Source organism: Flavobacterium sp. 38 (assembly GCF_057799715.1).
In genome coordinates, this window is the sequence record NZ_JBYNWZ010000003.1 from 509,353 (window position 1) to 532,226 (window position 22,874).

General features: G+C 32.0%; 15 protein-coding genes. 13 read left to right on the plus strand and 2 right to left on the minus strand.

The window, feature by feature from the left end; translation table 11 throughout:
* Positions 1–122: 122 nt before the first annotated feature.
* Positions 123–584: a hypothetical protein gene (locus AC3E9W_RS10935; RefSeq protein WP_488768364.1), complete on the minus strand. Its 462-nt coding sequence runs from the start codon at positions 582–584 to the stop codon at positions 123–125.
* Positions 585–820: 236 nt separating this feature from the next.
* On the opposite strand from AC3E9W_RS10935, the gene AC3E9W_RS10940 reads away from it, so the two are divergent.
* Positions 821–2,425, plus strand: a complete 1,605-nt coding sequence (locus tag AC3E9W_RS10940; protein ID WP_488768365.1) for a class I SAM-dependent methyltransferase — start codon at positions 821–823, stop codon at positions 2,423–2,425.
* A 78-nt stretch (positions 2,426–2,503) separates the two neighbouring features.
* Here AC3E9W_RS10940 and AC3E9W_RS10945 read toward each other — a convergent pair whose 3' ends face one another.
* A complete protein-coding gene (locus AC3E9W_RS10945; protein WP_488768366.1) occupies positions 2,504–3,187 on the minus strand; it encodes a S24 family peptidase in 684 nt (227 codons plus the stop codon).
* Positions 3,188–3,488: 301 nt separating this feature from the next.
* Between AC3E9W_RS10945 and AC3E9W_RS10950 the strand changes: the two genes are divergently transcribed.
* The 12 genes from AC3E9W_RS10950 (at position 3,489) to AC3E9W_RS11005 (ending at position 22,874) form a co-directional block, all read left to right on the plus strand.
* Positions 3,489–3,626, plus strand: coding sequence for a hypothetical protein (locus AC3E9W_RS10950; RefSeq protein ID WP_488768367.1), 138 nt, complete (start codon positions 3,489–3,491; stop codon positions 3,624–3,626).
* Positions 3,619–3,897 (plus strand): hypothetical protein, encoded by a 279-nt coding sequence (locus tag AC3E9W_RS10955; protein ID WP_488768368.1) that lies wholly within the window; start codon positions 3,619–3,621, stop codon positions 3,895–3,897. The genes AC3E9W_RS10950 and AC3E9W_RS10955 overlap by 8 nt, the downstream gene beginning before the upstream one ends.
* A 20-nt stretch (positions 3,898–3,917) precedes the next feature.
* Positions 3,918–4,625 carry a DUF3164 family protein gene (locus AC3E9W_RS10960; protein ID WP_488768369.1) on the plus strand — a complete coding sequence of 236 codons (708 nt, stop codon included), beginning with the start codon at positions 3,918–3,920 and terminating at the stop codon, positions 4,623–4,625.
* Positions 4,626–4,863: 238 nt separating this feature from the next.
* The gene (locus tag AC3E9W_RS10965) at positions 4,864–5,103 is read left to right on the plus strand and encodes a hypothetical protein (protein ID WP_456893725.1); all 240 of its coding nucleotides are present in this window, start codon (positions 4,864–4,866) and stop codon (positions 5,101–5,103) included.
* 1,351 nt (positions 5,104–6,454) lie between these two features.
* Positions 6,455–6,700: a hypothetical protein gene (locus AC3E9W_RS10970; RefSeq protein WP_488768370.1), complete on the plus strand. Its 246-nt coding sequence runs from the start codon at positions 6,455–6,457 to the stop codon at positions 6,698–6,700.
* Between the two features lie 307 nt (positions 6,701–7,007).
* The gene (locus tag AC3E9W_RS10975; RefSeq protein ID WP_456893727.1) at positions 7,008–7,295 is read left to right on the plus strand and encodes a cell wall anchor protein; all 288 of its coding nucleotides are present in this window, start codon (positions 7,008–7,010) and stop codon (positions 7,293–7,295) included.
* Positions 7,292–7,744, plus strand: coding sequence for a CHAP domain-containing protein (locus AC3E9W_RS10980; RefSeq protein ID WP_456893728.1), 453 nt, complete (start codon positions 7,292–7,294; stop codon positions 7,742–7,744). Before AC3E9W_RS10975 ends, AC3E9W_RS10980 begins: the two co-directional genes overlap by 4 nt.
* 58 nt (positions 7,745–7,802) lie before the next feature.
* Positions 7,803–8,264, plus strand: coding sequence for a hypothetical protein (locus AC3E9W_RS10985; protein ID WP_488768371.1), 462 nt, complete (start codon positions 7,803–7,805; stop codon positions 8,262–8,264).
* 73 nt (positions 8,265–8,337) lie between these two features.
* The gene (locus AC3E9W_RS10990) at positions 8,338–10,404 is read left to right on the plus strand and encodes a hypothetical protein (protein ID WP_488768372.1); all 2,067 of its coding nucleotides are present in this window, start codon (positions 8,338–8,340) and stop codon (positions 10,402–10,404) included.
* 17 nt (positions 10,405–10,421) lie between these two features.
* Positions 10,422–14,066 (plus strand): peptidoglycan-binding domain-containing protein, encoded by a 3,645-nt coding sequence (locus AC3E9W_RS10995; RefSeq protein ID WP_488768373.1) that lies wholly within the window; start codon positions 10,422–10,424, stop codon positions 14,064–14,066.
* Between the two features lie 75 nt (positions 14,067–14,141).
* A complete protein-coding gene (locus tag AC3E9W_RS11000; protein WP_488768374.1) occupies positions 14,142–15,275 on the plus strand; it encodes a hypothetical protein in 1,134 nt (377 codons plus the stop codon).
* 600 nt (positions 15,276–15,875) lie between these two features.
* A complete protein-coding gene (locus AC3E9W_RS11005; protein ID WP_488768375.1) occupies positions 15,876–22,874 on the plus strand; it encodes a hypothetical protein in 6,999 nt (2,332 codons plus the stop codon).

Consider the following 22,874-nt stretch of genomic DNA (forward strand, 5'->3'; position numbering starts at 1 on the left):
ATAGAAATTCAGAAAGTTGAATAAGAAAACCAATACATCAAAAATCGTTTTTGACGCAAATTATATCATAATTAATAATTAAAGATTCTTTTAAACATTTATGGATTTTCTCCAAAACCGATTTATTCTTTAATGTTGAATATTGCAAATATTTCTTGTTTAAGTGATGCTTCACGAGCAATTATGGAATTACCTCCTAATGCATTAATTTCGCTTTTTTTAAAGCCCGCTTTAAGGATTTCTAAAGTGTCTGTAACTTCTTGATCAAAATAAACTTCTAAAGACCCCTTAAATTTTTCAGAATAACGAATCTTATAGAACCTACCAACATTTTCTGAAGAGCCAACTGAATCGCCTCCTTCTCCTTGATATCTTATTCCATCAATATTGTAAATTAAATAATCAATTTGCGCTCTATTGTATTTACGATGTAAAATACATTTCCCCACAGAAATTTTACCATTAGACTTAATGTCTTTTCTTATAAGTGCCCCCTCAAAAAGTAAGAATAGAAAAAATAAAAAAAATGAGATTATAGAAATTACAGAAATCACACCAATTATTTTAATGCCAATTTTTTTCATAATAACCATTCCTTATTTAACATGAATTTTCTTTTACCCAAACCTACAAATTAATTTCACAAGGATTAGCAGAAAAGCAAATCATTCTAAGTGAAAAAATAATCCCTAAAATGCTAAAAATATTTATATCAAACGAATGAATAAAATCCAAAAACAAAAACCTCTTCATAACAAAAAGCAACATGCAATAGGTAAGAAAAAAATCATTATTTTTAACTAACCTTCATTTTTGCATTATGACCGATAAATCACAACTCTTAAGTTCCATTTTCAGGCATCTTGATGGCTTGGTTACTGCTCCTGTGGCAATTGCGCTAAAAAATAAATTTGTATTACCATTTATCTCAGACAAAAAGCAGACAACACTATCTGAACTTACAGCTGCTTTTAATGTCAATGAAGGCTATCTGAATGTCGCTTTGAGAGTTTTGGCTTCTCAAGGTTTTTTAGATTATGAGATTGATAATAAAACGCAGGTTATTACCATTGCCGTAAATGAAAAAACCGAAACTGCTTTTTCGCTGTTTTATCTCTATGAAGATGTTGTTACATTGCTTCAATTATCGATACAGTTTCATCCGCGTTTGTTTGAAGATACGCCTTTTGAAAAACTTAATGTAATTTTTGAAAAATATAAAAAAAGATACGGAATTGAGCCTTCCAACGATTCTCTAATCAATAGCATTCAGGAACAAATTTTAAAACATATTGAAGGCTATCTAATTGGCCCCACAATTGTGCGTCTGGCCATGAACGGAATGTTTCATAAATATTTTATGGAAACTTCTTTTAGACCCGAAGAATTTCATAAATCTCCTGAAAATTTTAAAAAGATTTTAGATTTTTTTGTGCATTTGGGCTGGTTTCTAGAAAAAAATGGAAATTATCAGTTTACAGAAGCAGGTTTATTTTTTGCTAAAAGAGCCAGTGCGTATGGTGTTACGGTTTCTTATTTACCAACATTTGCTAAAATTGAAGAATTAATTTTCGGCAATCCGGATGCCTTACGAACTGCTGAAGGCGAAAACGAAATTCATGTGGATCGTGAAATGAATGTTTGGGGAAGCGGCGGCGCTCACGACACTTATTTTAAAGTCGTGGACGAAATTCTAATCAAACTTTTTAACCTTCCTATTGAAGAACAGCCTAAAGGAATCCTGGATATGGGCTGCGGAAATGGCGCTTTTCTACAGCATATTTTTGAGGTAGTCGACAGACAGACTTTACGAGGAAAAATGCTCGATGAGTATCCGTTATTTATAGTTGGAGTAGATTACAATCAGACTGCTTTGAAAGTTACTCGAGCCAATCTTATCAATGCAGATATCTGGGCAAAAGTAATCTGGGGCGACATCGGCCGTCCTGATTTACTAGCAACCGATCTGAAAGAAAATTATAATATTGACCTGAAAGAGCTGCTGAATGTGAGGACTTTTTTAGACCACAACAGAATCTGGCAGGAACCAGAACATATTAACCCAAATAGAATCAGTAACTCTACTGGCGCTTTTGCTTACAGAGGAAGACGAATAAGCAACAATCAAGTTGAAGATAATCTTTTGGAGCATTTGCAAAAATGGTCGCCTTATGTACATAAATTTGGTTTGCTTCTGATAGAACTGCATACCATAAATCCGAAATTGACTGCCAGCAATTTAGGCCGAACACCTGCAACAGCTTACGATGCAACTCACGGTTTTTCTGATCAGTATATTGTTGAAATCGATGTTTTTAATGCCATTGCAGCAGAGGCTGGTTTGTTTCCAGATAAATCTATTTTCAAGCGATTTCCAGATGCTGATACGGCGACGGTGAGCATTAATTTGTTGAAGGGAAAATAAATTATGGAAGATTCCTAAAGAATTACCAATCGTCCATAATTTATTTAAGATTTAGTTTCATTAAATTCACGGAAACAACTACATCATCGTATTAATACGGATACTTGCTTTTATAAGTGCCAAAGCAGATATTTTTGACACGTGAATATCTTTTGGCTGATGATGCGAATTCTGACTAACCAATTTCACAAATTCCTGACCTTGATCTGATTTCTGAACATATTTGACTGTGATATATTCTTCCCAATCGTTCAGCTTTACACTTAAAAGATACATTTCGCCAAAAAAGATATTCTCAAATTCTGTTTCCTTATACAGAATAATATCTCCTGATTTTAATAAAGGATACATACTATCTCCTGTTACAGAAATTGCACCGTCACATTTTGGAAGATTCGGAATTTTTATCGTATCCAAAATTCTTTGCGGTTCTCCACTGCTAAACAATTCTCTTAAACCTGCAACCGCTTCTAGATCATATAAAGGAATTTCCTGAGTTGCATGCAGCGAATCGATTGTTTTTCTATCACTATTCATAATCATTACGCTAGTATTTTCTTCTTTAATCATAGGTCCGTTTCCTGTTAACAGCCACTCCGAATTCAGATCTGGATAATAGTGTAATATTTTACACGCCTTATCGGTTCCCATATTACTGCTATTGTCTAAAAACTTATTAGAAAAACCTAAATCATTACAAAACTTATACTTAGTAATCCCTTTATAATCAAGATATTCCCGCACTCTTTCCGTTGACCCCATAAAAAGATGTATTATTTTACGTTAAAAATTTGCTTTAATGTGTTATTTTACATTATATTTGCAAAGTAAAGAAAAATAAAATTGAAAAACAAGGGGTTAAGCTAGAAAATATATTAAAAATATAAATAATAAAAACTCAAAAACCAACACAACAAACTGATTTACAACAAACAAAAACAACAAATACATAATGCGTAAAAATTTTACCCTAAAACCCAAAAAGAATGTAAAATACTACGCATCTAAAAATAATACTTAACGAGAATCAAAAAATAGCATTAATCTTTAATCCAAATCGAAAATGGGAACAATTCAAATCAAAGAGAAAATTCGGGAACTGGAAAATTGGCTTATTGAAAATCCAAACAGTCCCGAAAGAAGTTTAATCGAATCTGACATTAAAAAATTAAAAAATCAATTAGAAAAAAATCATGAGTAACGCACAAATCGAAGAACGTATTGCAACATTATATCTGGCACTTCAATACTGTTCTGAAAAAAAGAAAACTTTTACCGCCGGAGAAAGAATCTGTATTAATCAGGAACGTTTTCAGTGGATGCATATTTTAGGAAACGAAGAAGCTGCTCCAAGACCTGTTTCATCTGCTATAGAAAACAAAATCATAGCCATATCGAAACTAGCTCTACAATATAACTTTAAGCCTTATTATGCAGATCCACTTAAAGAAGAAATTGATACGACTTTATAAAAATTTAAAATCAAAAAACTATGAACACAATTATCAGCAACCAGACAATTGACCTATCTCAATTTTCAGCCAAACAACTAAAAGAGGCCTTAATTAGAGTTGAAAGCAAAAAAAATCAGGAAAGAGATACCTATAAAAAACTAGTCGCGGAGACCATTCCAAAAGCACTATTGAAATTAAAAAAGACCTCTGAAATGATTCAAAATGTAAAAACAGAAACGTTTCAGCTTTTCGAAACCATTTTAGATTTAAAAAATCAGGTTTATGGTTTTAAAGAGAAACAAATGTCTCATACTTTTTCTAATGAAAAAGAAGAAATTACAATTGGATACCGCATTAATGAAGGTTGGGATGACACGGTAACAATCGGTATTGAAAAAGTACAAAATTACATAGCATCGCTTTCTACAAATAAAGAAACGGCTTCATTGGTAAAAATTGTTTTCAATCTTTTAAAAAAGGATGCTAAAGGAAATCTGAAAGGATCTAGAGTTCTTGAACTACAGAAGCTTACCAAAGAATTCAACAATGAAGAGTTCACTGATGGCGTCGAAATCATTGCTTCATCATTTAGACCAATTCGTTCAAGCTGGTTTATTGAAGCAAGCACAATTAACGAAAACGGAACAAGAACTAATATTCCATTGTCTATGTCTTCTGTTGATTTTTTACAAGGATATGTTTTCAATTTTTTTAATCAACAAAACGAACATCCCAATGCAGCCTAATAACGACATTTACGCATCGGCACTTTTAGCGCTTTTATTAATTGCAACCAATCTAAAGCCTATTTTGATATTTCATGAATGGCTAAATTTTAAAATAAGCACTACGTACAAACAATATAGAAATGAACTCAAAAACAAAGTTAAAAACAGATCACAAAATTCTTTTTTAGGCAATTAAATTCAACCAAATACCACAAATTACTGCACTTCATTATTTCATCACTTTAATCTTTTTATCATGCCAATCTCAAGTCAAAGAAGCCTCGGAATTCAAAAAAACAAATTACTTCGATATAAACTTATCAAGGATTTATATCAAAAACACAAAACGGAAGATATCCCAACTACAGTTGTTTGGCGTAAATATATTTATCCTGTTTATCCTATTTCAAGAACTACACTTTACGAAGTTCTGTGTACTCCGATTACAATCGAATTGAAAAAAATCGAAGAATTGAGCCAAAAAATGGCTTCATAATTACTTAATAAATTCAGCTAAAATTGCTTTTCTGTACAAGTCTGTAAAAACTTCGAACATTGGTGTTCAACCACCTTGCATTGACTTTTTTTAAGCATATAAAGCTCAGATCTTTGCTCTCTCAACTAGATTCAATTTTTAAAAATCTGAATCAAAAATCATCTAAATTGATTTAAAATCATAGTATTGAAATACGTTCTTTTGACATTTTAATCAAAGAAAAAGCCTGTAACAATTTATTTTACAGGCTTTTTCTTCTAATCAAAACTCGATTTTGATCTTAAAACGTTTTTCTAAACGCACTGTTCCTTTTACTTTATACTTACAAAAGCTTCGAATTAATCTTCCAACGTGAATCAAAAAAAGCTTTCTGTTTGATTTCACTTTTTGAAACAATCTTCTCCATCTGTAAATTCAAGACAATTCATTTACAAAAAAATAACATCCCAATACCATAAATCCATAAACTCATTTATGCAAAAAAATCGACCTATTTTAAATTCTAAATCAAAATGACTATTTCTCAAATTATCGAAAAAATACAGGAACTAGAATCTTGGCTAATTAAAAATCCTAATAGTGCTGAAAGAAGCCTAATTGAATACGATCTGAAAAAATTAAGAACTATTTTACAATTGCGTAAACATGATTAAACACCAAGAAAAATAGTCAACATAAATTTACATTAAGACTTCTCTACATAACCCAAAAACCTATAAATCGATGTTACCAAACCATGACATTTATGCTTCTCTTCTTTTAGGAGCTCTTTTAATTGCAACAAATTTAAAACCGATATTGGATTTTCGCGAATGGATTAATTTCAAAATAAATTCAACTTTTAAGCAATACAAAAATGAGCTTAAAAAAAAGGACAATCACAAATTGTAAATTAAATTTCACATCCTTATTACTTATTGAAATTCATATCAAACAGAAATAGTTTGATATGAATTTTTCCCACTCAAAACCTGACTGTTTTTAAAACTGCAGCAAATAAAAAAGGTTCCTGTTTTCTTAACTTATTTTAAGAAAATCAGGAACCGAAAAGCGGGCGCTTTCTGCCCTAATCAAATAACTCAAAACCATTCTTTTTCCCAGGATGTTCCAAGTTTATAACTCAGGAACAAATTGTCGTGCGGACTCTGCTGACTTAAATTATTTAAGTGCTTTTGCAAGAATAACTTCAGGACGAAGTTCCAGACGATTTTCGGCATTAGGAGAGTGGCCATTGATATATAAGGATCAAATGGTTTTGGTTATCTGTAATGCATTTATGTATTCATTTAAGCCTCAAATGGCTGTATTTCTTTCTAAAACAATTCTTTTTAAATCATTTTATTCTTTCATTATGGCAATATCTAATAACAGAAGTCTCGGAATTCAAAAAAATAAACTCTTACGCTATAAGCTTATCAAAGAATTGTATCAAAAACACAAAACGGAAGATATTCCTACTACTGTAGTTTGGCGTAAATATATTTATCCGGTCTACCCTATTTCTCGTACCACTTTGTATGAAATTCTTTGTACTCCGATAACTTCTGAACTCAAAAAAATAGAAGAACTGCTCTCGAATCAGACCAAGAATTTATAAAGCAGCAAAACCAAATTGGCTACTGTTATTTTATCTGAATCGCTCTGCAAAGATGCGGTGTTTTTCTCAGTAAAAACAGCGACTGTCCGCTGACTGAACAACTCTGTAAAGCACCAGAATACAAGTGTTTAAGTGCCTTTCATTCGTTTTTTTTACTGCTTTTTTAAGGCAATCTTTGTACCCACAAAAGGAAACAGCTACAGCAATTACTACAGAAAATTAAGGCCAGATTTCTTCCACAAAACAATACTTAAAGCAGTTTCTCAAAAACAAATTTTAATCCTAACACATATTTTCAAAACATTAAATGGAACAGTTTCTATACCCCACTCTTACCGCTTTTTTTGCCGCATTTATTACCTGGTTTTTCTCAATGAGAAAATCATTAGCTCAAGATAGAGCTGCTGAACTTGATAACGCCGTGAGCGCTGTAAAATATTATCGTGACTTACTTGACGACCTTACCGCTCGACTTACCACGGCAACCGAAACCATCAAAAAAATGGAAATACAACACAAGGAGCTCATGCTCATAAATCAGCAATTGGTAGATGAGCTTCAAAAATTTAAACAACTAAACGGAAAACAACAATGACATTAGCCCAAAAAACATTAGAAATTTCGTACGCTCAAGTTGGTGTTGAAGAAATGCCTCGAAATAGCAACGCTGGCCCTGAAGTCGAAATTTATTTAAGAAGCGTCGGACTGCCAAAAGGATATCCTTGGTGCATGGCTTTTGTTTACTGGTGTACTCAAAAAGCCGCATTGCAATTGGGTGTCAAAAATCCTTTGAAGAAAACAGGAGGCGTTTTAGACCAATACAATTCTAGCAAACCTCTAGTAAAAAAAGATCCTCAGCCTGGTGATGTTTTTATCATCGATTTTAAAAATGGAACAGGTCATGCTGGAATTGTTGATAAAGTCGCAGGAAGTCTTATCTATACCATTGAAGGAAATACAAACGACATGGGAGGACGAGAAGGTTATAAAGTAGCCAGAAGAAAAAGAGAAATTAAAAGCATTAAAGGCTTTTTAAGGCTCTAAAACACACTTAATAAACAAATTATAATTTATGATAAATAATTTAAAATGTCTTGTTTTTTTGTTTTTTTCAGCCTTAGTTCTGGTTTCGTGCAAAAGTCCGAAGCCAGTTCTAAGCGAAGAAAAAACCAAAACGATCACAATCAAAGAAATGGTACATGATACTGTTTTTAAAATTCAGAAAGACAGCAGTTCTTTCAAAGCATTATTAGAATGCCAAAACGGAAAAGTAGTTGTTAAGAATGTTACTCAAGCCGAACCAGGGCGTACATTAAAAAGCCCAAAGGTTCGTCTTGATAGCAATAAACTTAACGTTGACTGCGAACTTAAAGAGCAGGAACTTTACGCTCGCTGGAAATCGCAACAAGTAAAAGAAACCGAAGTAAAAACCATCAACACCACAAAATTTGTCAATTATTTGACTTTCTGGCAAAAGGTACAAATCTGGCTGGGGAGGATTTTTCTTTTGGTGTTGGTTTATTATGCTGTAAAGCCAATCGCACGATTCTACAGAATATTCTAGGGTCAAGTAAATAATTTAAAAAATAATTCATTCTAAAATTTCAATTGAATTTTAGATTTAAAAAACTTAACGCATGTCGAAAGTATATTTTTTTACAAAAGAAAGCTCAATAGAAACTGATCAATTAGCAGAATTAGCTTTTGGACAGCAGCCAGATGTAGGCAATGTTGAAAAATACAATCTGGATAATAATTTTTCTGTTTCTGAGGATGCTCCAGCTTATGCCATTACAAAATCATTAGTACTGGCAATTCCAAGTAATGCGAATTCTTCATTATTGAACATTGCATTGCTTCCTATGAACACCTATGTGAGTGGCTTCCCTGTAAAAATGTTTATTTACAGAGGAATTAAAAAATCCTCATTGGTTGATAATGTTGGAAATATCCTTGAATCAGATGGTTCGTGGTCTTCTAGCAACATTCTTAAAGTCATAAAAGAGGTACAGGATAAACTGAATTCAAAAAATGGCACCAATTTAATTGCGAAATCAGATTGTTTAGGTTTAAACTTTTCAGAACTTCCTGACACTACTTTTATCGAAAAAATATTCTTCGATGACACCGATACTTTCCATCCTTTAATTGTTGAAGGAGGATGCCAAATCGGAAAATTTGCCGGTGGATCTACTCTTGCAGGAGTTGAAGTTATCCTTGACATGATTGGCTATGAGCCAACATTTAAATTGCTAAAAGCTTCAAATCATACGTTAGAAATCGATAAACCAACAATTGACAGTAATGCAACTGAACCTGATAAACTAAAACTAAAATTTAACAACAGATTCCAAAAAGAAGAAATCTTAAGTTATCTGGATATTACAGCGTTTTATGGTGCTGCAAAAAATCAAGGATTAAGAATTAAAGGAGCCGATAATGGCAACGACTTCTTGCAAAAGTTTTACAACAAAAATACTGTCTATATTGACATCAGAGACGATTGGGGTTTTTCATACAATCACTTCTTTAAATTTAAGGATGAGTTAAATGTTGGTTTTTATTCTGCAGATAGCGCTATTAAAGACCCTGTATATTCTGGCATGAATTATTATACAAATTGGCCGATTCTTAAAATTACCGATCAGGTTTATAACAATAGTAAGAAGTGGTTTTATATCAAAATCCCTATCGGAATTGGTAGTCCTGAAAACGCAAATTTCTTATCATCTTATGTCGGTAAAATTTCAACAGAAGTTGATACGACGCAAAAAAAACATTTTATAATTGCTGATGGAAACGGGAGCAGTAAAATTCAACTTAAAGAATCTGAAGCAGTTAAACTAAAAAATTGGAAATATGATGATAATAAATTAGGATCTAATTATTTTCTGCTGAAAAAGTCAACAAAAGGCAATGGTAACGAGCAACAAAACATTTCATCTATATGGAACAATTTTTTCTCTTTAAAGATGAATAATATTTTTGGGTTAGATAATTTAATTGATGGTGACTTTAGAGTTTATACTTATTCTTCTATTAATTCTCCATTAGTCATAGATTCCAAAAAAGGTGAGGCTTATTTACCTACTTCGGGAATTGCTATTGACAAAAATCATGTAACATTTTTTGCTTATAAAGATGTTGCTGCCTACAGAAGTACAAATAATAAAGATGATCATTCTGTAGCATTAATTGGCAAAGGCAAGTTTAATTTAGAATTCAAAACCAGTGACTATGATTATGAAAACACTGAAAATCCGCATATTGGATTTTTAAATCAAATTACTAAAACATCAAAAATTGGAAATTTTGAATTGAGTAAGTTTTCGCTTCCTTCTAATGAAAATGCAGAAGAAAAAACCAAATTTCTTACTTACGCAAAAACTGGAGATTCTGCTTCTAATGATGCAGTTTTTAAAACTTTTGAATCCATTACTTTAACTCACGCTGAATATAATATTTTAAAAACGCATCAACAAAATTCAAATACTAATTTTCCTAATCATTCATTATTTATAAAATGTAAAGAATATTCTTCTACACCATATCAAACATTCAAACTTGAAAACTACATTTTAACATTAGGAATCCCAACTCTTATCGATTACAATGATCCAACTTTAAATTTCTTAACAATTGCTAACTCATTGGATGAAATCACTTATAACGATTTGCCTATTACCTTAACAAGCATTAACTAATCTTCAATAACTAAATCATGTCTTTATACATATCCAAAAATGCAATTAATAATATTCCATTAGCTGATGAAAATCTGACTAACAATATTAGTAAAGGAATTATCCTAAATGAACCATTGTCTACTAGTGATTATTTAAAAAACTTAGCGGTGGACGATGTAAATAATAAAAAACTTGGACTAAAAAACAATTCTTCTGGACCACATATAACAATTTTAAAAATGGCTTTAATCGCCATTGATGCAATTTATGATGAATATACAATTCCTACTAAGTTAACAGCGACTGGAATTTTTGACCTCAATCTTGAAAATGCAATTAAAATTTTCCAAGGAACTGAATCTTTTACTAAAAATAGATCAATCACTATTAATGGAATTGTAGATTCAAAAACCTTATTAGCAATTGATAATGCATTGAGTCAACATAATATTTTTGATTACGAAAATAAAAAATATGTTGGACAAGTAAGCCCTCAATCATCTTTTTACATTGGAAGTGATATATCTAACCCAAAACCTAATTATAAAATTATTATAGAAGGTGGTGATGAAATTACAATAGAAGCAAAACCAGAATTAGGTTTTACATTTATTAATTCTGGAAACGATGGGAAATATGTATATGGTATTCCAAATGAAAAATTTCAAATAGAAATCGACAAACATCCTTTAGTAATTGCAAAAAATTCAAAACGAGCGATTGAAGGTATTCCTCCCATAAAAAGTGTAGGTTTCGCAAAATCAGATTACAATTTAGAATTTGCTAATGCGAGTGTTCCGATGACAAATATTCAAGAAGAATTAAACAAAACTGCCCCACTATTATTTGATGATAATGGTGCCAAATTATACAAAATAAAAGAAGGTGATACTATATCTCAAATAGTACTAGACAATTACTATGGAGGAGGGGGATATGTCATTATGGATCCATATAACAATGTTCCTATCTTTACTTTACCAGAAAGAACACCATTTCCTGAAGATAAAAGAAAAGATGATGCACGTTTTCAATTCTACCATAATCTATTGTATTATTATAACTCCCAAGAAAAAGGAAATAGCCCAATAAATGAATGGGGGTTTAGAACAAATAATTACGAAAGATATACTATTGATCATTTAGACATGGTTAGCATTTTTGATAATGAATTTGAAGAAAGTAATCCAAATACTGCATTACCAAACTATTATCGTTTTTTAAAAAAAATGGAAGAATTAAATGCTAATAGTAAAATGATTTTTGATCCTTTAGGAATTGTAACTTCTTTTACAACCGTTACAGGAGAAAACATAAGAATTCCTTCCAGACAATTTGCAGACACCATGTACTACTTTTTAAATTTTAGACATGACGAAATGTTGGTAACACAGGAAGCAGTCCCTGATGATCCTGATGAAAAACCTATCTCTATAGTAGATTATATAAAAAACGAAGCTTTAGACGATCTTGTTGATACTTTATCAAGTGCTATTGACACTTTGGATGAAGTCGCTGACGAGGTAAAAACAGATGCTGTTGAATTATACCATGAAACTGTTGACTTTTTTATTTCTGCATATAATTTTGTTATACAGAGTTTGGTTGATTATTGGCCAAGAGGATTTGGAGGAAAATTTAATATTGGAGCAAGTGTGACTTGGGGTATACCAGTAAAAACTAAGGGAACCATAGAGAAAAGCATTTCTCGTAAAATGACAAAAGCAACCGAGCTTACTTTAATTTACACTACTGAGCAATCAATCGAATTAGGCGTAGAACATGTAGAAGGTTTCAGTTATGGTATTGGTCAATATTCTGGACATGGCCAATCAAAAAAACTCTTTGGAGCTTTAGCCGGTTTTGAAGCCTCTGCTGGCTTAACATTAACACAAGTATCTGAATATGAATTTCCAATAAGACAAAATGAAACAGCGCTATTAACCATGGCAATTAATGCTTTTGCTGGTCAAATACTTCAATATGCTTCTAAAATTTTCACATCCTTAGAATCATTAAATGTTGACCCTAAACATTATATAACCAAGCTAGAAACAAAATATAATTTAAATATTGGAGCTGAAGTTGGAATACAAATTGGAACGCAGCTAAAGAAAGGAATAGAATTACCTAATGAAAATTCTGAACCGCTAGGAATCCAAGATCAAAATAAAAGTTATGGTTCAATTTATAATATTTTTCAAAAAATACCTTCAATTGGTGTAGTTGGCGATGTAAGTGTCAACGGAGGTGCTGCTTTCAGTTATCAGGCAGAATACGATGATGCACCTTTTACTAAAGGAAACAGAGGAAGAGTATTCTCAAAAATAAAAATTGAAAACCAATATTACATCGATGCCAAAATTGATTTAGATCTTATAAATAACCTGTTTACAAATCTAATACCAGGTGCGTCTCAGCCCAATTACATAGGAACATTTTTTGACAATTTAAAATTTGACCAAAAAGGAATTATGCTTGGTACACAGTATGAATTTAACAGAACTGGTCCTCCTGATTCGCTGACAAGTAATGATTTTAATTTTAACAACATTGTTCATGAAGAAAAAGATTTCTCTTTAAAGTACCCCAGTGCCAATCTCTCAAAAGAAGTCTCACTATATATCAGTGCTTACTCTGGTGATGCTGGCTCACCTAAAACTGATGTCAAATACCGTATGCATATGCCTACATTTTATGATATGTGGATAGGTGGACTTAATTTTTTTCTTAGTTATGCCGTTGCTATTAAACTCTTTAAAGGATTTGAATTTCACAAACAAGTCGGAATATTTGAATTTGTTGGTAAAGACGAAAATGTAAAAATTAATGACAATTCAATATGTTACAAAATAATCAATGCTATAAAAAAAGCAAATATTATAAAAACGGAAGCAAAAAGTGTTGTTGCTTTTATAGAAAAAATACTTGAAAATACAGAAACTGAATTAAATTTAGATCTAAAAATTAATATTGATTTTAGTAAAGATACTTTATTAAAAAACTTCCTTGAATTTCAATTAAAAAAATTATATCTAAAATATGTTGTTTATCAAAATTACCAAAGTTTGAGCGATGATGTAGATAAAAATATTAGTATTGAAAAAGAAAAGATTTTTAATGAATTAAAAAAACAAAATATTGAAGGAGGGAAAAAGCAATATGAATTATTATACAGTAAAAGTTTAATCCCACAAAGCTCATTAAAAGGTTTAAATGCATATATAGATAAAGAAATTAGTGATAATGGAAATCCAAATGGAAGTTATTTTACTCCGATCCTTAAATTTGTAAAAGGAATTTTTTCTGCTAATGCTTACATGAACAATTTCAAACCCGATCAAACTAAGGATTCTGACTATGCAATTAGCGAAATCATAAATATATTTAGTTTCGTGACTTCATTATTAGGATTTGAGGCAAAATTAGACAGTAAATTAAAATTTGGATTAGAAGCAGAACTTAAAGGAGGAATATTTGGTGGGGTTGTTGGTGCTTCAGTAGAAGGATTTGTCGAAATAAATTATCAACCTACTTTGTATGAAAACGGTAAAATAACCTTTCTAGAATCTAATGACCCGCTTAAAGCTGCTTTCAATGAAATTAAAAATTTGCTGGAAGGCACAACTGATGATAAACGTTGTACCGCTAAAACTTTGTTTCAAGTTCTAGGTAAGTAATTTTAAATATAAAAAACAATCAATCTTATTTTAAAATAATGTAATTTTCCTCTCATTAAAAACAAACTTATTATTATGAAAGAATTCATTAATTTTTCAATATTTATTGTTCTTCTTACACCTAATTTTCACTATGCACAAAATAATCGAAAATTCAATAATCTATTCTGCTATAAAAAGAACATAATTAATCAGCAAAATTTAAAAGATTCTTTAAAATCTGTTTATCTTAAAATAAGCGAACCAAGAGATAATCTTTCAGAAGCAAGAAGAACAAATGCAATTTTTACTAATGATATTAGAGGTTCAGCTTACCTACATTTTGATGAACTTCAAAGAATCAAAAAAGAATCAAAAATTGTTTTTCCTAAACCAAATTATTTAGAAAATGATCTAGAAAAAGAAAAAAATTACGAATATGATGAAAAAGACTGGTTATACAAGAGTAAATTTAAATCATCTCAAAAAAAATATTATCCGGTAAATGATTATAATTTGTTAGTTAAACTAAATAAAACTCTTACTCCAAACAAAAACAATATTTATGAAGAAAATGGCAAAATTTGGTCTGATTATAGAGAATATAAATTTGAATATCAAAATGATGAACTAGGTAGAATAATTAGTGAGAAAACTTATGTTATATCTAGATTTGGTAAAAACACATTAAATAAAGAATGTAATGATGATGATTTAGAAAATCAAAAGTTAAATATATATAATGAAAAGGGACAGGTTATAAATCAAAAAATAACTGTTGGTCCATTCGCTAAAAATAAAATGTCTTATAACTTTTTAGGAACTGAATGTCCTTATTGTGAAGATTTACAATTACAATACGAATATGATGAAAAATCACGCATTACAAAAATAAGTCTGTTTGGTTGCGGAAAAGTAGTTGCACAAGAAGAGTACATTTATAATTCAATTAAAGATTATGTAGAAACGGTAAAATACTATGTAACAGGACCTGGAGAAATATCCAATCCAACTAGAAATTTTGTCAAAACATTTAACGAACAGGGTGATATTATCAAAAAAGAATATATCCCTAATTTTACAAATCAACCCATAATTGAAAAGCTAAATTACTATACCTACGAATACGACAGCCATAACAACTGGATAAAATGCAACATGTTTCTTGAAGGAACACCAGATGGAAAACCAACTTTGGTTGCCGAAAGAAAAATCGAATACTATAATTAGTTTGTACAAAAAATACTATCTCAATACTGCGCTTAAGTTTTAGGCGCAGTAAAAGATAGTTTTATACTTCATTAAACAGACACATTCTCTGACAATTCATTCTACACAAGTAGATTCCCTAAAATCTCATCGATTGAGATTAAATTGATATTGGAAGTTCTCCAAAAAAAAATTAAAACCATTTCCTGCTCTCGATATTTTTATTATTGAGTAACAAATCGCTTTTGATCTTCTTCAAAGGCTCTCTTTTTACTTTGCAAAAAGCAAAATGTTCACTTTCTGTACAACTCTGTTAAGTACCAAAATACAATTGTTCGACAGCCTTGCAGTTGTTTTTTAAAGCCTTTTTTTTTGTAAATCTTTGCAATGTCAAAAAGTAATAAGACTCTAATAAAGAGCATCATGCATTAAAAAAAACTACTTCTAAACGGAGTAGTAAAAAAATTCAAAAAATACTTTTCGAAATTATTATTGTCCTCTTTTTCAAGTAAGGAATACAGAATACTTATGTCTTTTGAAAAAGAAATTATCCTGTTGAGACAGAAGACAAATTTTGAATAGTGATCTACAAACCACTAACAAAGAAATAAATTTAAAAATATGTCAAATCAAATAATGCACCCGTCATTAAGCCAGTTATTACCATTGGACAAGATTCCAAATGAGTTAGAGGCGATTAGAGATGCACTTGCCAGTCTTTTTGATTCTGTTTATGTCAAAAATCTTATTGCCAGCCAGAGTTACGATAACTCTTCTGGTTTTTACAGCATGACATTGACCACATACAATTCACTTGGGCTAGATATTCCGCTTGCTCAAGATTTAAAGCTGGTTTTAAATCCAACTGTGGATGGTAATACCGAAATTCCAATCAGTTTTGATTACTCCTGGATTATTTTAAAGTATATCAGTGATTTCAACTTTGAATCATTTGATAATGCTGTGGAATCTGTATTGCGCATCCTTTTTGAATTGGCAGAAATAAATGAAAAAACATTTTTAAATGAACTTATTAATACTTTCTATCCTGGAGCAAATGCGCTATTAGATTTTGTTACTCAGTTTAATAACGTACATACAGATGCATTAGCAACTTTAAACGATACAAATGCAACCTTTGATAATCAGGTAGAACATTTGTCTCAACAGATAGGAAGTTTAGACATCGACTTGTTAAAATTTGCTTACGATGCACTTTTAAATGTAGGTGATGAAGGACTAGATCGTTTGAAAAAATTATTTGCCCGCTATTTCGATAATATCGAAAAAAATATCAAAGAAGCTTTAACGCTTCAGTTTAGAATGGCTATTAATGAAATTAGCGTCGGGCTTCAATTTCCTCAAAAATGGCTACAACCAGTTTACACTGGTTATGAAAATGTTACCGGAATAGCTTTGGATGATCCATTGCCTGAAAATTATTTTAGCTACTTAAAATTTGATGTTGGAAGCTTGGAATATTCTTCTAATCGCGGATTTATCTTTAATAATATCTCTAGTTTTAGTCTAAACAGATCTATGATTGGAAACACTGGATTAATCGCAGAGTTTTCAGGACTAAAAGTAGATTTAAGCAGAGACAAAAATATTCCTGAAGCAGATGCAGACGGAAGAGGCGCAGCATTTAGAGGAGTTTACGCTGAAAAAGCAGCTATTAAATTACCCGAAAAATGGTTTAAAAAAGAAAACGATGCTACATTACAAATCACGGGAAAACAATTATTAATTGGTACAGAAGGAGGAATCTCAGGAACAATTGGATTAGAATCTCTGATTGTTGGAAATCCCGTCGATGAGACAGATTACATGTGGTTTAATTTAGCTAAAAGCTTCAGAGTTGGTTTTAACAAGTTTGATATTTCCTTCAAACAAAATAGAGTTATATCTTCTAACATAAAAGGTGTATTAGAAATTCCAAAATTTAAGAAAGGTAATACTCCATTTATTGTTGACATTGAAGGCCACTTATACGACGATGGAGATTTTAATCTAACTGCTTCTTTTGATAAAGAAAATGAGCCTCAAGCCAATTTATTTGGTCTAGTAGATTTCGATTTTCACAGTTTTGAGCTAGGAAAACAAGATGACGATTATTATGTAGGAACTTCTTGCTACGTTTCTTTCCCTGAAGGAACATTAATGAACAGATTGGCTAAAGGTCAAGGTTTTGATGTTGAAAAACTTCGTATTTATAGCGATGGAAATATTGAAGTTGAGGGAGGTTCTATTCCGATTCCGATTAATTTATCTGTGAATCTTGGACCAGTTCAGATGGCGGTAAGCAACATCAACTTTGGTTCAACACAAATTAATGGACATAAATATAATTTCTGGGGATTTGATGGTGCTATCAGTGTCAATCCGCTTGGATTAGATGCTCGTGGTGAGGGTATTAAATACTATTACAGCACAGAAGAAGGATTCAAAGATTCTTTCATCAGAATTCAAACTATTGAAGTTGATTTGATGATTCCAGGAACAGCTTCAGAAGAATCTGCTATGGCTATTATTCATGGTATGATTTCGTTACCTCAGCCGGGAGAATCACAAGAATTCATGGGAGAGGTTTCCTTAAAATTGCCTAAAGCTAAAATTACAGGAAGCGTAGGAATGCGTTTTGCACCTAAATATCCTGCGTTCTTAGTTGATGCAGGTATTGAATTGCCTACAGGTATTCCGCTTGGATTTCTTTCAATCACAGGTTTCAGAGGTTTATTAGGATTTAGATATGTGGCTACCAAAAAAGCGGCTGGATTAACAACCGAAAATTCTTGGTACGAATTCTACAAACATCCAAAAGCCGGAATCAATATTAGAAAATTCAGTGGACCGCCAGATTCTATGCAATATAAATCACCTTTCTCTATTGGAGCGGGTGCAACATTTGAATCAACAGGCGGAACTATTTTAAACATGCGAGCGATGTTATTGCTTTCTCTGCCTACATTATTTTATATCGAGGCAGGATTAAATGTTCTTGGCGATCGATTAGGCCCTATTGAGAAAGATCAAAGCACTCCACCATTCTTTGCAATGGTTGCTTTCGGAGATAATTCACTGGAACTTGCCGCTGGAGCAGATTTTCAAATGCCAAAAGATGGCGGACAGATAATTCAATTGCATGCTTTATTAGAAGCTGGATTTTTCTTCAAAAACCAGAAACCTTGGTACATTAATCTTGGTTCTAAAAAAGATCCGATTACGGCTAGAATCTTAACCTTATTTACAGCTAAAGCCTTTCTTATGCTTTCAGCACAAGGAATTGAAGCCGGAGCAAGATTAGACTTTAAACTGGAGAAAAGCTTCGGACCTGCAAAAGTCAAATTATGGGCATATTTGGAAATGGGCGGAAAAATTTCATTCAAACGTCCTCAAATGGGCGGTTACATTGCCGCTGGTGGAGGAATTCAGATTAAAATTTGGATCATTAATGTTGAAATTGTCTTAGACACCATCTTCTCTGTAGAATCATTTAAACCGTTCTTGATTTATGCAAAATTAGAATTAAGTGTACGTGTTAAACTTGGTTTCATTAGAGTACGTAAAAACTTCTTGATTGAGCTTCAATGGGATATCAACAGAATTGTCGATCGTACGCCTTACAGTCCGCTTCCTAAAGGCACACATGGAGATGCTAATGACAACAGAACTGCCGATTCTGTAAAAGGAGTCCACATGCTTACCAACGAAGCTTTCTTGCTTGATTATTTTAATCAAATGCCTAGTCCTAGTTCCATTTCTAAAGTGATTCCGCTAGACACTTTTATCGATATTAAAATGACTAAAGGAGTTTTACCAAACAATAATCTTTCTAAAATAATTGGTGGCTACACAGCTGATGCAAAAAATTATACTGATTTAATGCCGCCTGAAGGAACATCAAAAGCAGGTAGAAAACTTCGTCAAGTAAAACATCAATATTCAATTGAATCGATTGAATTACTTTCTGCAAATGGAAATTCTTGGGAGACATATCATCCTTTTAAAGCTGTTGTTGATAAAGACTCTAGAGAACTTGTAAAAGATTTGCCTTGGGCGCAATGGCAAAAAGTAATCGATCAGTACGATAGCATTCGTGTATTGGCAACTAATCCATTTTCATACCTAAGCGCAGGAGAACCTGGGTGGCATGTTCCAGAACAATTCGGAATCACACCTTCTAAGCTATTCTGTGTCTCTGATAGCATTGAAGCAGAATATGTCAACTTTAAAAATAAAAAAATAGGAAAACGTTATTATGTACCTACTCAATATGAAGCAGATAGAATCAATGGTCTGTTCTTTAAACTCGTTGGTGAAACTCCTGAAATCGTGGATGGCAAGCTTTCTGGCGGAGATTTTATGAGCATTTCTGGAGAAAGCAATCCTTTTGGTTTTAGAAGATCGCTTTCATTCAAAAATTATGACAAATTAGAGATTATTTTCCCTGAATCTGCTATTGAACCGACTTTAAAAATTACAACTCAAGCCAAAACAGTAAACATTACTGCCTATACTTCGGTTTTTGAAGAAGGGGATAAACTGCCTAAATATGAAGAAGTTAAAATACGTAAGGCTATAAATTCGCCAGCTTTAGATGAGATCGCTTACACTAAAGCAGAATTGAGATCGCCAATAACTTTATTTGATGAAAACGGAGATATTTTATCGAAAAAGAAAATAGACAGAATTGTCATTAGTCCTGTGGCTGCAAATGCTGACGCAATTTTAGATGTTCGAAATAAAATTGCTGCGTTATTCAATGCTACTTACGCTTCAACTGATGGAGAATTTATTGTATCAGAACCAAGCGATATCGCAGAATACGATCGTTTAATGGCGCTATTGGAGCAATTAAAAGCTGAAGCTGGTAACGATAATCCAATTGGAACTTCTGAGCCATTAACATTTACTCGTTTTTACGGATACAACGGAAGGTCTCTTTTTGCTTTTGATAAAGTTTTCAAATACAATGACACGTATTTAATCACATTTCATCCAACTCCGAAAACTACTGTTGTCGCACAAATTGACGCAAAAGGAAATCTGTTAAGAGAACGTTTATTGAATGGTTTGGTAACATCAATGCAAATTGTAAATAACAATTTATTGATTACTCAAGCTTTGGATGCAACGCAATGCAAAGGAATTGGAGAAGCTGTTGTTGATGACACTTTTATTGTAGGCTGCGTAGCTCCTGCTGCTGCAACTGCCATTATTGAACTAGATTCTGAATTAAATAGAAACTCTGGAATGCAATATATGAATACGTATTCTGAAGGTTTCAATAAGCTTATTTCATTGTCAAATAATGAATTGCTTTGGATTAATACTTTGTCAGATGGAACTCAAATTAACTGGATTAACGGTACAGATCGTTCTCTTTTACGTCGCGTAAAGGTTGACGAAGTCGCTATCAAAGTTCTTCAGCATAATATCACTGATTTCAGTTTGATTACTAAAAACAAAAAAGTTATTCGTTTCAGCATCAATCTTAGCACTAAAGCAATTACAGTAACAGATACAAAACTAGTTTCAGAAGCGTCCATTTCTGAAATTATAGATGCAGTAATCGCTAATGACAAAGTATTGCTTACGGTTAAATTGACAAACGGAAAATTCGGATTGGCTCAAATTAACGGAACTGCTATTACGGTTGTCAAAAACGATACAATTTTTGATTCTGCAATTTATTTATCGAATAAGACTTTGGCTGACAATTCTGTTATTGCTTATAATGAAAAATATTTATTTGTATTTAATACCTCATTGAACCTTTCAAGATTAATTGAAATAGGAAGTGCAAATGATCAGGCCTCTATTATTAACATTCAAAATGAACCTTCGGAGAATGAAATTCTGATGCTTTCTTCGAAACAAAATGAGAGAGGAATTTATTTCTCTTTATTTAATGATCAATTTGATAACTGTTCTTTAAATCCAAAAGAAACTGTTTCAGTTGTTTCGTCTGCATCTGCTCTAACAGATTCGACTGTAACTCAAACAGACTTAGGAAGCACCGATAAAGTGATTTATACAAGAGGAACAAAATCTTCAAATTTATTGACGATTAACGCTCTTATTTGTTCTGCTGGAGGAGATTCTGATGATGATAACGAAGTAAACTACTCTACTTCTATTCAAGAAATTGGATGGTTGACTAAGGAAAGCGCAATGCACAATTTAACTATTCCTGGTTCTGATGCTGTTGCTGAAGATAATCAAGCAATGGAAGCTGCAATTCAAAATACAGTTCAACCGATTTGGAGACCAAATTCAACTTATTGCTTAAAATTCACTTTGGCAGATAGAGTCGATGATAAAGACACAACTAGATTCGATTATTATTATGGTTTCAAAACATTAGGACCTGTAGGGCACTACCCTGTTCCAGATCCTGTGGTTCCTCCAGGACAAACAGTTGTTAAAAATGAATTAACCGATTTATCAAAATCGCCATTGACTTCATTGAGACAGTATTTAGATTACAACCGTTCTTACCCAAATGCCGATGGAAGTTTATTATTATCTAAACCTTCATTCTATGGAAATGAGCAATGTAAAGTATCGCTGTTCTTTAAAAACCCTTATGTGTATCACATGCTTAAAGAATGGGATGTTTACGACAGCAGAGCAAAAATTGGTGGTGCTTTAAATCTTATTATTAAAGATCCTTTAAACGATGTCTTAATTCCATATCCGTTACCAGTACAAACAGTAGAAAATCCTACTATGTATCCGCGTGCAGAAAAAGAAAACACAAAATGGGTTGATGATAACGATCCTAGAATTCCTTTGAATATTCAAATGTTGCAAAACATGATTAAAGGAAGTACTGGCAAAATAAAATGTGACATTACAATTGGAGATGCTTTAAAACCAAAATCGTATGGGTATGAAGTTAAATTAACTGATTTAAAACCTTCGAAATTATATACTGTTTTAGCGAAAAACTATTTCGATAAAAATCAAAATAATCAAATAGAAGACTCAGAAAATGTATTGGTGCACCAATTTGGTTTCCAAACCTCTCGATATAGAGATTTTGCAGAGCAAGTCAACAGCTATGTTCTTGACCAAGCTGAAGCAAGAAAAGCTTTATTTGATATTCCGTTGAGTTTAAGCGAAGATCAGATTTCATCTTTAAACAATGTTGTCTTAGGACTTGATGACACTTTAAGCAATTCATTGGCATTAAAATATCAGCATTTATTTGATCGCGCTTTTGAAGGAATTCTAAAAATGTCTCCTTTGGATCCAGCTCAGTCTACAGAAATTAACCGAATTATCAATACCAATACTGGTGAAGTCGTAGCGCTTTTAGTTCGTAATCCGGAGCCTTTCAATATTCCTAAAATTCCATTAGAAGAAATTCGAAATACCATTTCAGTAGTTGACGATGCTGGCGTAGCAAAAGCAAACTATAAAGCGCTTCATTCTAAAGACTATGCTCAGGTATTAATTATGAATGACAGTAAAAAAATTACTGATTCAAGTTTAAATATCAAGTTCGAATACAGAATGTGGAATAACAACGGAACTGTTGAGGCCAATTCAACGCCATTAACAGTTCGTGCTGCTGAGCCGGTAACCTTAACTATTGAAAATATAAATCTTTAA

What these genes read in the sequence shown, in the direction of transcription:
- AC3E9W_RS10935 (WP_488768364.1), bottom strand. Translation starts at nt 584, where the DNA reads ATGAAAAAAATTGGCATTAAAATAATTGGTGTGATTTCTGTAATTTCT.
- AC3E9W_RS10940 (WP_488768365.1), top strand. Translation starts at nt 821, where the DNA reads ATGACCGATAAATCACAACTCTTAAGTTCCATTTTCAGGCATCTTGAT.
- AC3E9W_RS10945 (WP_488768366.1), bottom strand. Translation starts at nt 3,187, where the DNA reads ATGGGGTCAACGGAAAGAGTGCGGGAATATCTTGATTATAAAGGGATT.
- AC3E9W_RS10950 (WP_488768367.1), top strand. Translation starts at nt 3,489, where the DNA reads ATGGGAACAATTCAAATCAAAGAGAAAATTCGGGAACTGGAAAATTGG.
- AC3E9W_RS10955 (WP_488768368.1), top strand. Translation starts at nt 3,619, where the DNA reads ATGAGTAACGCACAAATCGAAGAACGTATTGCAACATTATATCTGGCA.
- AC3E9W_RS10960 (WP_488768369.1), top strand. Translation starts at nt 3,918, where the DNA reads ATGAACACAATTATCAGCAACCAGACAATTGACCTATCTCAATTTTCA.
- AC3E9W_RS10965 (WP_456893725.1), top strand. Translation starts at nt 4,864, where the DNA reads ATGCCAATCTCAAGTCAAAGAAGCCTCGGAATTCAAAAAAACAAATTA.
- AC3E9W_RS10970 (WP_488768370.1), top strand. Translation starts at nt 6,455, where the DNA reads ATGGCAATATCTAATAACAGAAGTCTCGGAATTCAAAAAAATAAACTC.
- AC3E9W_RS10975 (WP_456893727.1), top strand. Translation starts at nt 7,008, where the DNA reads ATGGAACAGTTTCTATACCCCACTCTTACCGCTTTTTTTGCCGCATTT.
- AC3E9W_RS10980 (WP_456893728.1), top strand. Translation starts at nt 7,292, where the DNA reads ATGACATTAGCCCAAAAAACATTAGAAATTTCGTACGCTCAAGTTGGT.
- AC3E9W_RS10990 (WP_488768372.1), top strand. Translation starts at nt 8,338, where the DNA reads ATGTCGAAAGTATATTTTTTTACAAAAGAAAGCTCAATAGAAACTGAT.
- AC3E9W_RS10995 (WP_488768373.1), top strand. Translation starts at nt 10,422, where the DNA reads ATGTCTTTATACATATCCAAAAATGCAATTAATAATATTCCATTAGCT.
- AC3E9W_RS11000 (WP_488768374.1), top strand. Translation starts at nt 14,142, where the DNA reads ATGAAAGAATTCATTAATTTTTCAATATTTATTGTTCTTCTTACACCT.
- AC3E9W_RS11005 (WP_488768375.1), top strand. Translation starts at nt 15,876, where the DNA reads ATGTCAAATCAAATAATGCACCCGTCATTAAGCCAGTTATTACCATTG.